The sequence below is a fragment of the Natronococcus occultus SP4 genome (assembly GCF_000328685.1).
GTDB lineage: Archaea > Halobacteriota > Halobacteria > Halobacteriales > Natrialbaceae > Natronococcus > Natronococcus occultus.
Window position 1 is genome coordinate 1,387,577 of sequence record NC_019974.1, and the last position, 12,688, is coordinate 1,400,264.

Consider the following 12,688-nt stretch of genomic DNA (forward strand, 5'->3'; position numbering starts at 1 on the left):
CATGGGCAACTTCCGCACAGGTGATTCCGATGGCGACTGAGGAGTCGGAGCCGGTAAAGACGATCTGTCCGTACTGCGGCGTCGGCTGTGGAATCCAGGTCAACCAGGGCGAAGAGCCCGGCGACGTCCAGTTCATGCCGTGGGGTGATGCGCCGGTCAACGAGGGCCGGATCTGTATCAAGGGTGGCGCGGCGACGGAGGTCGTCGACCACGAGGACCGACTCACCGAGCCGCTGATCAAAGAGGACGGCGAGTTCCGCGAGGCCAGCTGGGCGGAGGCTTACGACCGCATCGTCGACGAACTCGAGCGCATCCGCGAGGAGTACGAGCCCGACGCGATGGGCTTTTTCGGCTCCTCAAAGACGATGAACGAGGAGAACTACCTCCTCCAGAAGCTCGCGCGACGGTACGGCACCAACAACGTCGACAACTGCACCCGGATGTGTCACGCCTCGACGGTGTGGGCGCTACGGACGAGTCTGGGCGCCGGTGCGATGACAAACAGCATGGCCGACCTGGAGGAGTCGGCTGACGTCTTCTGGATCCAGGGCGCGAATCCCGGGGAGCAACACCCGATTGCGAACAGCCAGTACTTCCGGCAGGCCGTCCTCGAGGGGGCGACGGTGATCCAGGTCGACCCCCACGCCAACAAGACGACCTCGTCGTTCCAGATCGACGAGACGGACCGCCACCAGCACCTCCAGCTCGAGCCGGGGACCGACATCCCGCTGTTGAACGTCGTGATCAAGACGATTCTGGAGAACCACGAGGACGACCCCGACGCGGGCTGGATCGACGAGGAGTTCATCGAGGAGCGAACGGAAGGGTTCGACCACCTCAAGGAGACGCTCTCGGAGTTCGACAAGGAGGAGGCCGCCGAGCAGTGTGGCGTCCCGCTCGAGGACATCGAGCTGGCCGCCGAAAAGTACGCGATGGCGAACAACGCGGCCATCTTCACCGGGATGGGGATGAGCCAGCACACCTGCGGGGTCGACAACGTCCAGAACGAGATCAACCTCGCGCTGATCACGGGCAACCTCGGCAAGCCGGGAACGGGTGTCAACCCGCTTCGAGGCCAGAACAACGTCCAGGGGACCTGTGACGTCGGTGCGATGCCGAACGTCCTGCCGGGCTACCAGCTGGTCGACGACGACGAGGCCCGCCAGTCCGTCGAGGAGGAGTGGGGGTTCGAGGTGCCCGACGAGCCCGGACTGACGAACGTCGAGCTCTCCCACGAGTTCGGCAACTCGGTGAAGGGACTGTACGTGATGGGCGAGAACCCTGTCGTGAGCGAACCCGACGCCAACCGGGTTATCGAGCGCATTCAGGACCTGGAGTTCATGGTCGCACAGGACATCTTCATGACCGAGACGGCCGAGTACGCCGACGTCGTCCTCCCGGCGACGACCTGGGCCGAACGCGGCGGCACCGTCACCAACACCGACCGCCGGGTCCAGCGGATGCGCGGCGTCGATAAGGTCCACGAGAACACGAAACACGACCTCGAGATCCTCATGGAGGTCGGCAGCCGGCTGTTCAGCGAGGACGAGTTCCGCTTCGAGGACGAGGAGGCCGTCTTCGAGGAGCTCCGGCAGGTCTGTCCGAGCTACTACGGGATGACCTACGAGATCCTCGGCGAGGAGGGGATCCAGTGGCCCTGTTACGAACTCGGTGACGAGGGCGACCAGTACCTCTACGAGGACAGCTTCGACACCGACAACGGCCTCGGGCAGATCGAGGGTGTGACCCATCAGCCCCCCAAAGAGACTCCCGACGAGGAGTATCCGCTGATCCTGACGACTGCCCGGCTCGAGGAACACTACAACACGGGGACGATGAGCCGTCGCTCGCCGACGCTGAACCGCCAGACCCCCGAGAACTTCGTCGACGTCCACCCCAACGACGCCGAGCGCTACGGGATCGAGGACGGCCAGGACGTCGTCCTCAAGTCCCGGCGTGGCGAGATCACCGTCGAGGCCCAGGTCACCGACGCGATCAAGGAGGGATCGGTGTGGACGACGCCACACTTCGCGGCCGCCTCCGCCAACCGTCTCACCAACGACGTCCTCGACGAGCGCGCGAAGATCCCCGAGTACAAGGCCGCGGCGGCCGAGATCGAGGTCGGTATCGAGCCGGCCGACTCGGAGGCGCCGGCCGACGACTGAGACGGGCTGGTATCCCGTTTTGCCGGCACGACCACCGCCCGACTCGGGCTCGTTCCGGGGCTGACGTCGGCGGTCCACGCGAGCCGGTCGCTTCGAGTGGCTCGTGACTTCACCCACGACTGAAGTCGTTCCTCGAATCTCTGTAACGTCCGCGTTGTGTCCTGTGCTGTATGGTAACAAAAGCAAGGACTATATGAGTGACCCGCCATGTTCCGGACGAGGACGAGGACGAGTACACATGTACGATAACGTTCTGATCGCGACGGACGGCAGCGACGAGGCCGAGGGAGCTATCGACCACGGCCTCGACCTCGCCGAGAAGGTGGGTGCGAAGGTACACGTGTTGTACGTCGTCGAAACCAAGGCCAACTACATCCTGACGGTCGGGCTCTCGGACGACGAGCTCCGGTCCTACCGGAAGTACGGCGAGGAAGTCGTCACGAGGGTGATCGACCGGGCGTCCGAGCGCGGCCTCAGCGGCGAGGGAGTTATCAGAACCGGCCGGCCGGCCGCGGAGATCGTCGACTACGGTGCGGAGAACGACGTCGATCTCATCCTGCTGGGAAAGCAGGGCCACGGCGCGATCGATCGCCACCTCGGGAGCACTTCCGAGAAGGTCATCCGGATGGCCGACACGCCCGTCACCGTCGTCGCCGGCGCCCAGTGGACGAGCTAGCCCGACGGACGGCTCCCGTTCCGTCGTCGAACCGTCACCGTTGAGTCGCTCGCAATCGAACCGGCGTCCGAAACGATGTCCCGAACTCCACGAACGTACCTTCGGCTGTTCCTGCTCGGGGGTGGCGTCCTCGTCGGCGCTAGCGGACTGCTCGGTGGGGACACGGTCCAGCTACTCGTCGGCGCCGCCGCCGTCGTCCTCGGCGCCATCGGACTGCTCGCCGAGCGACGGACGTCCTCGGAGTGACGATACCCCTAAGTCACGTCCGTACGGTGCAGTCGGTATGTCCAGATTCGTCGCGATCGCCGCCACGATTCTTGCCGTAGTGTTTGCCGTCGCGAGTCTGCTCCTGTTGCTCGCGGGACGGCACTTCATCGCGGGCACGCTGCTGACGTTCGTGGCGTTCGCGATCTACTTCCGGGAGATCAACGTCGAGTGAACGACGACCGTGCGTCCGGGACCCAAACTATTTGCGCCAGTCCTCCGAAGGACGGCGTGGAACGGGAATGCTAGACAGGATCCTGATCGCGACGGACGGCAGCCGGAAGGCGTCGGCGGCGATCGACCACGGGCTGGAGCTCGCGGAGACGTTCGACGCAGAGGTGCACGTGGTCTACGTCGTCGAGACGAAGGCCTCGTATATCCTCAGTATCGGCGCGAGCGAGGAGGGTCTCGAAGAGTACCGCCAGTACGGACAGGAGGTCGTCGACGAGGTCGTCGATCGCGCCGATCGCCGCGGACTCGAGGCCGTCGGCGCGGTCGAGTCCGGAACGGTCGCCCAACAGCTGCTCGAGTACACGGACCGCGAGGACGTCGACGCGGTCGTCATGGGCGAACGCGGACGGGGAACCCTCGAGCGGTATCTCGGATCGAACGTCGAGAAGGTCGTCCGGCTGTGCTCGAAGCCGGTGACCGTCGTTCGCTCGTAGCGACACCGAGGGCCCGTTGAACGGGATGTCCGGAGCGAAGTGACCGGGACCGGTCGCTCCAGAAGCCGGCTAGGACCCCTTTCAGTCGTCGCCGACGTCGACGACGGTGCCGTCTCTGGTTCTGACGTGTGTGACGAGGTCACCGGTCCGGCTCCTGACGACGATCTCGTCTTCCTCCTCCAGGTTCTCGATTAGCTCGGCGAACTCGTCGGACTGAAGGGTTCTGTACTCTCGTCTGAGCCCGGTCAGCACGGCGTACATCATAAACAACAGGATAAACGTAAACGGTAGCCCGCTGGCGATCGCCGCCGCCTGCAGCGCCTCGACGGCCGCGTCGCCGCCGGCGATCAGCAGCGCCGAGGCGACCAGCCCCTCCGAGGCGGCCCAGAAGACCCGCCCAGCCGGGGGCGTCTCGTGTTTCCCGCCGGTGCTCAGATGTTCGAGGACGAGCGACCCCGAGTCCGAAGACGTCACGAAAAACGTCGTGACGAGAACGATCGCGATCACGGAGAGGATCAGCGTCCCCGGCATCTGCTCGAACATCGCGAACATCGCGACCTCCTCGCCGGTTTCGAAGACGGGGTCGCTGATCGCGCCCGCCGTCGCGTCGTTCAGCTCGAAGTTCAGGGCGGTTCCACCCATCGCCGAGAACCAGGCGAACGAGAAGATGACGGGGATCAGGAGCACGCCGCCGACGAACTCGCGGACGGAGCGCCCCTTCGAGATCCTGGCGATGAACATCCCGACGAACGGCGACCAGGAGATCCACCAGGCCCAGTAGAACACCGTCCAGTCGACGAGGAAGTCACCTTCGCCCTCGCCGCCGGGCCCGTAGAACTCCGAGCCCTGGAAGTAGTGGTCGTCGAAGGTGTTCCCGAAGAAGGAAAGCTCGAAGAAGTTTCCGAGGTAGCCACCGATCCCCTGTGGCAGGGCGCCGAGGACGAACAGGGTCGGCCCGAGAACGAACACCGAAATCAGCAGGATCAACATCAGCGTCAGATTCAGGTTGCTGAGCCGTCGGATCCCTTTGTCGAGACCGAGATAGACGGAGATGATCGCGAGCCCGGTAACGAGGCCGATGATCGCCACGGCGACCCAGATCGAGTCGGGAACCGCGGGGAACACGCCGACCTCGTCGCCGAGGAACGTCAGTCCGGCATTGATCTGTAACGCCCCCAGTCCGAGCGAGGTTACGAGGCCGAACAGCGTCGCGAAGATGGTGAAGATGTCGATGAGGTGGCCCGGCCAGCCGTAGATCCGATCGCCGAGCACCGGGTAAAACACCGAACGGAAGGTTAGCGGAAGCCCCCGATTGTACGAGAAGAAGGCGAGTCCGAGCGCGACCAGCGCGTAGATCGCCCACGGGTGGACCCCCCAGTGGAACAGCGACACTGCGAGTGCGACCTCACCGGCGCCCTCGGTTCCCGCCTCCGCGCCCAGATGTGGGTCGAAGAGGTGAAACACCGGTTCGGCGACGCCGAAGAACATGAGGCCGATCCCCATCCCGGCGCTGAACAGCATCGCGACCCAGGAGATGTCGCTGAACTCCTTCTCGCCGTCGACCCCGCCGAGGCGGATCGAGCCGTACTTGCTGATGGCGAGATAGATCATGAAGATAATGAAGCTGTTCGCCGCCAGGATGAACAGCCAGTCGAAGTAGTCAGACACTGCAACACGGGTCTCCTGGTAGACCGTCCCCGCCTGGTCGGGAAACACAAGCGAGAGAACGATAAACAGCACGATCAACCCGCCCGCGATGAAAAACACGGGGGGGTTGATGTCGAAGCCGTACCCTTGCCAGTTCCTGTCGCCCGGTTCTCGGTCCGTCTCCGCGTGGAAGAGTTCTCCCTGGATACCGCTGTTGTCGTCGTCTGCCATAGTTACCCTCCGTATGCGTTCCGCCCGCCGTCGCTCCGCACGAAGTCGTCTATCGGTCCTGTTCCGAAGCGGCCGTTCGTGACGCGATGCCGGATCGATCTCTCCGTCCCGGCTTTCCGGTTCGTTGCGGCGACGAATTTCCGTGCGAACATATCACGAATGATATTGACTGTCAATCACAGTACGTCGATTGCCTGCAGTTCGGTATATAGTTTTGGTAAATATCCGTGTACGTACTGGAGGAACGTTCCGTCGGATAGACCTTTCGACCTAGGTCCACCAGTTTCGGCCGTTCATCCCCGCAGCCGCGCGAGGACGGCCCCGATCCGGGCCGGCGTCGCCAGAACGGAGAGCACGAACGTCGCGACGGCGAGCCCGAACGAGACGGCTGCGACGGCCAGCAAGATGGGTGCCAGTCCCGCCAGAACGGGGATCGAGAGGACAGTCATCGAACAGACGACCACCAGGAGAAACCCAAGCGAGACGCGTATCCCGGTCTGGCGCGGGTTGAACCCACAGCCGGGACAGCCTTCCTCGCTGCCCTCGAGTTCGTACCCGCACCGCTCACAGCGTGGACTCCCCCCCGTGCTCGGACGCATGGCCTTCCCTCTCGGCTCGGAACACTAAAAAGCAGTACTCCGTCCGGTCCGTCGACTGACGTCGGTCGGACGCTCCCGCCCGGGCGGTCGAAGCCGAGGACGGTTCCACGACGTTCTCCGGAACTGTCCGATCGAGGTTCGGAACGTCCGCTGTCGGTCGATTTATGTGCTCCCGACCGCATCTGTATGCTAATGGCTGGCAAACCGTACTGTCGATTCGGGTGCCGTTCGTCCTCGCGACCGACCGCCGTCGGGACCCGTTCGGGGTGAGAACGCGGCTCATGTCGGGCGACATCCAGTCGATACCGACCGCCGAGGGGATGGTCGAGCTGCTCGCGGAGCCCCGTTTCGAGCTGATGCCGTTCGAGAGCATCGACGAACAGCTCGGTCATCTACCGGAGGGATCGGAGATCGCTATCACTACCTCCCCGACGCTGGGACTCGAGGCGACGATCGAGTGGAGCGAACGGGCCAGCGAGCGCGGCTACGAGATCGTTCCCCACGTCGCCGCCCGCTACGTCGAGGACCGGGACCACCTCGCGGAGATCGCCCGTCGGCTTACCGAGGCCGGCGTAACGGATATTTTCGTCCCGGGCGGGGATCGCGAGGAGCCGGCCGGCGAGTTCGAGTCCGCCTACGAGCTGCTGGTCGCGCTCGAGGACCTCCCCTACGAGTTCGCGGAGATCGGGGTCACCGGCTACCCGGAGGGCCACGCCTTCCTCGACGACGAGACGCTGGCCGCAGCGATGAACCGAAAGGAGCCGTACGCGACCTACGTCGTCACCCAGCTGTGCTACGATCCCGACGCCGTCCTCGAATGGATCGACGAGATCCGCACCCGTGGCATCGATCTTCCCGTCGAGGTCGGTATCCCCGGCGTGATGAAGTACCAGCGGCTGTTTGGCATCTCGAAGAAGGTCGGGGTCGGCGACTCCGTTCGCTTTCTCAAAAAGACAAGCGGAATCGTCGGCTTTCTCCGCCAGCTCGTCGGCTCCAGAGGGACGTACTCGCCGGACACGCTGCTCGAGGGGCTCGCGCCGTACGCGACCGACCCCTACTACGGGATCCGCGGGGTCCACATCTATGCGTTCAATCAGGTGCCGGACCTCGAGTCCTGGCGGGCCGAGACGCTCGCAAAACACCGCTGACGGATCAGCCGTTTCGCTTTCGCTCCTGGTCGGGGTGTTCGGAGACGTACACGCTGGTGTGATCCGGAATATCCTCGGTCACCCAGGAGTTGGCGCCGATGCTGACGTGATCGCCGACACTGATCGCCCCCAGCACCTTCGTTCCGGCCCCGATCACGACGTTGTCGCCGATGTCGGGGTGGCGCTTGTACCCCTTCTTCAGTGTCTTCTCGTCGTCTTCTGCCTCCTCGAAGTGTAACGCCCCGAGGGTCACGTCCTGGTAGAGCCGGACCCAGTCGCCGATCGTCGCCGTCTCACCGATCACGACGCCCGTCCCGTGGTCGACGAAGAAGTAGTCGCCGATCCGGGCCCCCGGGTGGATGTCGATCCCGGTGATCGTCTTCGCGTACTCGGTCAGCTCCCTGGCGTACTGCGGGGCGTCGGCCTCGTAGAGGCAGTGTGCGACCCGCTGCATCGCGATCGCCTGCAGCCCGGGGTAGGAACGGACGATCTCGACGACCGACCGCGCGGCCGGATCGCCCTTGTAGGCGGCCTCGACGTCCTTCTCGAGGGTCCGGCGAAGTTCCGGCAGCCGATCGAGGACGTCGGTCGTCGTCGCCTCTGGATCGGGCTCCTCGTAGGCCCGGAGCCCTGCCTCGTAGTGGGTCCCGAGCTCCGTGAGCGTCTCTCGGACCGCCGACTCGTCTTCGAGCAGCTCTCGAGCGTTCCAGCAGCCTGGAAACAGGAGCCGCCTGAGCAGCGCCAGCTCCGGGCGCCTGTCGTCCTCCGGGAACGGTGCCGACGAGTCCGGTCCCCTCGCGGCGTCGGTGTCGTAGGTCTCGCGGAGTCGTTCGGCGGCGTCCCCCGTGTACTCGTATCCCATGGTCGAGTAATCGAACGGGACGACCAAATGCTTTCCAGCCGCTCGAGGACGACGAACGCTACAAGGCGGTGGTCGACGAAGGGCGACTATGTCGCCGGAACTGCTCCACGGGGAGCCGGTCGCGACGCCCGTCCTCGAGCGCACTCGCGACCGGGTGCGATCGCTCCGAGAGGCGGGGACGACGCCGACGCTCGGAACGGTACTGATGAGCGACGATCCGGCCGACGAGCGGTTCGTCGAGCTGAAACACGAGCGCTGTGCCGATGTCGGAATCGCCACCCGCGACGTTCGCGTCGAGCCCGACGCGCCTGCCGGCCGCCTCTACCGGGAGATCGAGCGACTCTGTGAAACGCCGACGGTCGACGCCGTCTTCGTTCAGGTGCCACTTCCCGATCACGTTCCGCTGGCGGCGACGCGACGGCGGCTCGATCCCGCCGCGGATGTCGACTGTCTCCACCCGACGAACCTCGGACGACTCGTCGCCGGCGAGCCGCGATTTCTCCCGGCGACGACGGCCGCGGTGTGTCGGCTGCTGTCGGCCTACGAGTTCTCGGTCGCGGGCGCCGACGTCGTCGTCGTTGGACGCTCGGGTGTGATCGGGCGACCGCTTGCGAACCGACTCCTGGATCGGTCCGGCGGAAACGCCACCGTCACGGTCTGTCACTCACGGACGGCGGCACTCGAAGCCCACACCAGTCGTGCGGACGTCGTCGTCACTGCAGCCGGCGTTCCGGAACTAATCGATGGCTCGATGCTCGCCCCGGAGGCCGTCGTCGTCGACGTCAGCGCGAACCGACGACCGGCGGGCGGCGTCGTCGGCGATGTCGACTTCGAGAGCGCGAGCGAGCGCGTTTGTGCGATCACGCCCGTCCCCGGCGGGGTCGGTCCGGTGACGCTCGCGATGCTCGTCAAGAACGTGGCCCGAGCCGCAGAACGGAGGGTAAACGGCTGACACGGCGGAACTACCGGTTCGTCTCCTCGGGATCGCGGTCCGCTCGGATCCGTCCTCGCGGACCGAGCAGACGCTCGAGCCGGCCGATAACGCGATCGAGGGCCGTCGTCGGCGTTCCGGGCAGGTAGTAGTCGGTGCTGTGTCGGTCGTTCGATTCGATGCGGTTTCGACTCATGTTCGTCACTCGGAGCGCGATCGGATTAAAAATTATGTATTGTACAGAAAGCGCCTCGATATCAGAACTAACGTTTCCCATATCCCTACTCTGTGGACGTTCGCTCCGCAAACCCCCCTTTCAGCGAAGAATATCAATGGTGGTTATCGGTCCCGAACTGCCGAAACACAGCGGAGCCAGCGCTCGGAGCCGTGCCGATCTCGACTGTTATACAGCTCGGGCCACGGGTACCCGACATCGGGGATAGCCAACAGGTATTTGTACGATCGAGTGTTCCACCCAGGAAAACGGTGCTCGACGTGATTCCGACAGTTCATCGCTCAAAACGGCGGTTACTCGCCGCCTCGGTCGTCCTCTTTACCGGTGCCGGCGCGGCGACCGCGGGAGAAGTCGGTCCCGCGGCGACCGCCGGCGCGACCGTCCTCGCGGTCGGTGGCGTCTACGCCGTCGCACAGTACGCCGATCGGGTCTCCCGGCCGACGCTCGCTCGGCTCGCGCTCGGCCTCTGGATCGCCTTTCTCGGCGTCGCCGGACTCCACCTCGTCGGCCTCGAGACCGTCGCCGGCGCTGCTCCCGGGCCGACGGCCGCAGGCGTCCACTCGCTGTCGGCGCTGACCTGGACGTCGCTACTGTTGTCCTGTTCGACCACCGTCTTCCTCGGCTTCCGCGAGTACGCCAGCTCGGGTGCCGACGTCTCGGACGAACAGATCCTCGAGGGAGAGAGCTCCGACTACTCCACGCGGTAGCTCACCGCGATCCCCTCGCCCAGCGGGAGCACGACCGTCTCGAAGGCCGGATCGCGGGTCACGCGCTCGAGGTAGGCCGCGATCCCGCGGGTGTGTTCGTTGGCCGACTCGGGGATCGACCACTCCCCGTTTCCGTCCGCCTCGCGCTCGACGATCTCGAGCAACGTCTCGAACTCGATCGGTCCCGCGGTGATCGCGTTGTCGGCGACGACGACGCCCCCGACGGGCACCTTCGGTCGCACGGCCTCGAAGGCCTCGACGTAGCGGTGCTTCTGGTGGTCGATCAGCGTCACGTCGAACGGCCCCGCGTACTCCTCGATCGTCTCGAGGGCGTCGCCGAGTTCGTAGCGCGCGCGGTCGTCGTACCCGCCTGCGGCCAGGTACTCGCGTGCCAGCTCGAGTTCGTCCTCGTCGACCTCGGTGAGGACGACCTCGCCGTCCGCGGGGAGCGCGTCGGCGAACCAGTACGCCGAGTAGCCGTAGCCCGAGCCGAACTCGAAGACCCGCTCGGCACCGACCGCGCGGGCGAGAAATCGCAGAAAGCCGCCCACTTCGGGACCGACGTGAGGAAAGTCCGCCGAGCGGGCGTACTCGTCCATCTCGCGCAGCGTCTCGTCGGGCTCCGGGCCGACCGCGCGAACGAACCGCTCCATCTCCTCGCTGAGGACGTCGACCATACCCGTGCCTGGGAGCCGTGCCACCAAAGCGTTCTGGGAACCGGTTATGCCCTACGTCCCGTCGGCGCCCGCGAGCTCCGCGAGCGCTCCCGCCAGCACCCGCGTCGCCGTCGCGCAGTCCTCCCAGTCGGTCCACTCGTGGGGCGTGTGCGAGAGCCCGTCCTCGGAGGGGGCAAACAGCATCCCCGCGTCGGTGACTCGCGAGACCCGCATCGCGTCGTGGGCCGCCCCCGAGTGCATCTCGAGGACGTCGATCCCCGCCCGCGAGCCGGCCGTCTCGAGGGCGTCCCGGCACCGGCGATCCATCGGCGCCGGCTCGATGTCGATCTCGCGCTCGAAGCTCGTCGCGACGCCGCGGTCGTCCTCGAGCCGCTCGAGGGTCGCCGTCGCCGTCTCGAGGATCGCCTCCATCGTCTCGTACTCGACGTCGCGCACGTCGACCCCGAGCTCGACCGCGCCGGGGACAACGTTCGTCGCGTTCGGGCGAACGGTCCCTTTGCCGACGGTCGCGACGGCCGTCCCGTCGCCGGCCGCGGCGCGCTCGCGGCCCGCGGCCTCGAGTTCCAGCACGAATTCGCTGGCGGCCGCCAGCGCGTCCGTTCGCTCGTCCATCCCCGTCGCGCCCGCGTGGTTCGCCTCGCCGACGATCTCGGCGGTCGCGTGGGCGATCCCCGTGATCGTCGTCACGACCCCGACCGGAACGCCCCGTTCCTCGAGGCGGGTGTCCTGCTCGACGTGGAGCTCGAGAAAGCTGTCCCACTCCGCGGCCGCGAGGACGCCCTCGCCGCGGTAGCCGATCGACTCGAGCGCGTCCTCGAGAGTGGTGTCCTCACCGTCGGTCGTCACGAGGGCGTCCTCGGGACTCCGGCGCCCGGTCGCGACCGAGGAGCCGAGCATCCCCCCGCCGAAGCGGGTCCCCTCCTCCTCGGTGAACGAGACGACCGTAATCGGGCGCTCGAGGGTCGTCGCGAGGTCGCTCTCCCGTAGCGTCCGGACCGCCTCGAGGGCGCCGTACACTCCCAGCGGCCCGTCGAAGATCCCGCCCTCGGGAACCGAGTCGAGGTGGCTCCCCGCCGCCACCGGCGCGGTGTCGGGATCGGCGTTTGCGGGCACCCAGGTCGCCGCGATGTTGCCGACGGCGTCGACCGTGACCGTAAGCCCCGCGTCCTCGCAGCGCTCGACGAGCCGGTCGCGGGCCTCCCGGTTCGCCGCGGTGCCAGTGAGGACGGTCCGTCCTCGGCCTATCTCGGCGTCGATCGCCCCGAACGCCGCGTTCGCCTCGATGTCCCTGCGGAGTCGCTGCCTGTCGATCTCCATGGGGCGACGGTTTCCCCCGACGGTACGATACCGTTTCGCTCTCCCCGGGCGGCAGATTTTTTGTCGCTCGGGACCGTCGGTTCGACCGATATGAGCGACGACCACCCGCTCGCCGACGCCGTCGACAACCTGGTGTACGAACCGGTACAGGTCCACGATCGGGGTATCGATCTGACGGTGAGCGCGATCTACACGGTCGCCGCGCCCGGCAGCCTCGACTTCGGCGGGGACGAGCTGGCCGACGCCGACCTCGAGCCCGTCGAGACGACCCGCCGCGATCCCGACGACGAGTACGGCTGGTGGAACCTCGAGGGCGGTCGGTACGTCGTCCAGCACAACGAGTTCCTCACCGACCTCGCGGACCCCCTCCTGCTCCAGCCGAACAACGAGCTGCTGGCCCGGGGCGGTTCCCATCCGACGGTCCAGGTCGACTCCCACCTTCCTTTGCTCCCGCTGTCGGTCCCCGACGGCGGGCTCGAGATCAAGGAAAACGCCCGGATCTCGACGCTCGCGCCAGTCGGCGACTCGTTCGATATCGGCGCGGTCGAGGAGCCGTAGCGTCGG

At 66.1% G+C, this 12,688-nt stretch carries 15 protein-coding genes; 9 read left to right on the forward strand and 6 right to left on the reverse strand.

All coding sequences use genetic code 11. The features are described 5' to 3' along the window. Positions 1 to 29: 29 nt before the first annotated feature. The 5 genes from fdhF to NATOC_RS06805 all read left to right on the forward strand — a co-directional run bounded on the left by fdhF (position 30) and on the right by NATOC_RS06805 (position 3,770). Complete coding sequence (gene fdhF, locus NATOC_RS06795) at positions 30 to 2,165, forward strand: formate dehydrogenase subunit alpha (RefSeq protein WP_015320683.1); 2,136 nt, start codon at positions 30 to 32, stop codon at positions 2,163 to 2,165. Positions 2,166 to 2,403: 238 nt separating this feature from the next. Then, on the forward strand, positions 2,404 to 2,841 hold the full coding sequence (locus tag NATOC_RS06800; protein ID WP_015320684.1) for a universal stress protein: 438 nt from the start codon (positions 2,404 to 2,406) through the stop codon (positions 2,839 to 2,841). Positions 2,842 to 2,916: 75 nt separating this feature from the next. Further along, complete coding sequence (locus NATOC_RS21775; protein ID WP_015320685.1) at positions 2,917 to 3,087, forward strand: hypothetical protein; 171 nt, start codon at positions 2,917 to 2,919, stop codon at positions 3,085 to 3,087. A 37-nt stretch (positions 3,088 to 3,124) separates the two neighbouring features. After that, positions 3,125 to 3,280 carry a hypothetical protein gene (locus NATOC_RS22265; RefSeq protein ID WP_015320686.1) on the forward strand — a complete coding sequence of 52 codons (156 nt, stop codon included), beginning with the start codon at positions 3,125 to 3,127 and terminating at the stop codon, positions 3,278 to 3,280. A gap of 67 nt (positions 3,281 to 3,347) precedes the next feature. Further along, positions 3,348 to 3,770, forward strand: a complete 423-nt coding sequence (locus NATOC_RS06805; protein ID WP_015320687.1) for a universal stress protein — start codon at positions 3,348 to 3,350, stop codon at positions 3,768 to 3,770. An 81-nt stretch (positions 3,771 to 3,851) separates the two neighbouring features. Here NATOC_RS06805 and NATOC_RS06810 read toward each other — a convergent pair whose 3' ends face one another. Both NATOC_RS06810 and NATOC_RS06815 read right to left on the reverse strand, forming a co-directional pair. Continuing rightward, positions 3,852 to 5,648, reverse strand: a complete 1,797-nt coding sequence (locus tag NATOC_RS06810) for a BCCT family transporter (RefSeq protein WP_015320688.1) — start codon at positions 5,646 to 5,648, stop codon at positions 3,852 to 3,854. A 293-nt stretch (positions 5,649 to 5,941) separates the two neighbouring features. Beyond that, entirely contained in the window at positions 5,942 to 6,247 is a 306-nt protein-coding gene (locus tag NATOC_RS06815; protein WP_015320690.1) for a hypothetical protein, read from the reverse strand. Positions 6,248 to 6,528: 281 nt separating this feature from the next. Between NATOC_RS06815 and NATOC_RS06820 the strand changes: the two genes are divergently transcribed. Then, positions 6,529 to 7,395, forward strand: coding sequence for a methylenetetrahydrofolate reductase (locus tag NATOC_RS06820; RefSeq protein WP_049888896.1), 867 nt, complete (start codon positions 6,529 to 6,531; stop codon positions 7,393 to 7,395). 4 nt (positions 7,396 to 7,399) lie between these two features. Here the strand turns inward: NATOC_RS06820 and epsC are convergent, their stop codons facing one another. Beyond that, entirely contained in the window at positions 7,400 to 8,257 is an 858-nt protein-coding gene (gene epsC / locus NATOC_RS06825; protein ID WP_015320692.1) for a serine O-acetyltransferase EpsC, read from the reverse strand. An 88-nt stretch (positions 8,258 to 8,345) separates the two neighbouring features. Here epsC and NATOC_RS06830 point away from each other — a divergent pair, with 88 nt between their 5' ends. After that, positions 8,346 to 9,209, forward strand: coding sequence for a bifunctional 5,10-methylenetetrahydrofolate dehydrogenase/5,10-methenyltetrahydrofolate cyclohydrolase (locus tag NATOC_RS06830; protein WP_015320693.1), 864 nt, complete (start codon positions 8,346 to 8,348; stop codon positions 9,207 to 9,209). A 10-nt stretch (positions 9,210 to 9,219) separates the two neighbouring features. Here NATOC_RS06830 and NATOC_RS21780 read toward each other — a convergent pair whose 3' ends face one another. Continuing rightward, the gene (locus NATOC_RS21780) at positions 9,220 to 9,384 is read right to left on the reverse strand and encodes a hypothetical protein (RefSeq protein ID WP_157224597.1); all 165 of its coding nucleotides are present in this window, start codon (positions 9,382 to 9,384) and stop codon (positions 9,220 to 9,222) included. 290 nt (positions 9,385 to 9,674) lie between these two features. On the opposite strand from NATOC_RS21780, the gene NATOC_RS06835 reads away from it, so the two are divergent. Further along, positions 9,675 to 10,130, forward strand: a complete 456-nt coding sequence (locus NATOC_RS06835; protein WP_015320695.1) for a hypothetical protein — start codon at positions 9,675 to 9,677, stop codon at positions 10,128 to 10,130. On the opposite strand, the gene NATOC_RS06840 is transcribed toward NATOC_RS06835, so the two are convergent. Further along, positions 10,115 to 10,807, reverse strand: coding sequence for an O-methyltransferase (locus NATOC_RS06840; RefSeq protein ID WP_015320696.1), 693 nt, complete (start codon positions 10,805 to 10,807; stop codon positions 10,115 to 10,117). The two genes, NATOC_RS06835 and NATOC_RS06840, sit on opposite strands and share 16 nt — an antisense overlap. A gap of 51 nt (positions 10,808 to 10,858) precedes the next feature. Then, complete coding sequence (locus NATOC_RS06845; protein WP_015320697.1) at positions 10,859 to 12,124, reverse strand: Zn-dependent hydrolase; 1,266 nt, start codon at positions 12,122 to 12,124, stop codon at positions 10,859 to 10,861. 90 nt (positions 12,125 to 12,214) lie between these two features. On the opposite strand from NATOC_RS06845, the gene NATOC_RS06850 reads away from it, so the two are divergent. Further along, positions 12,215 to 12,682 carry a dCTP deaminase/dUTPase family protein gene (locus NATOC_RS06850; protein WP_015320698.1) on the forward strand — a complete coding sequence of 156 codons (468 nt, stop codon included), beginning with the start codon at positions 12,215 to 12,217 and terminating at the stop codon, positions 12,680 to 12,682. Positions 12,683 to 12,688 lie beyond the last annotated feature (6 nt).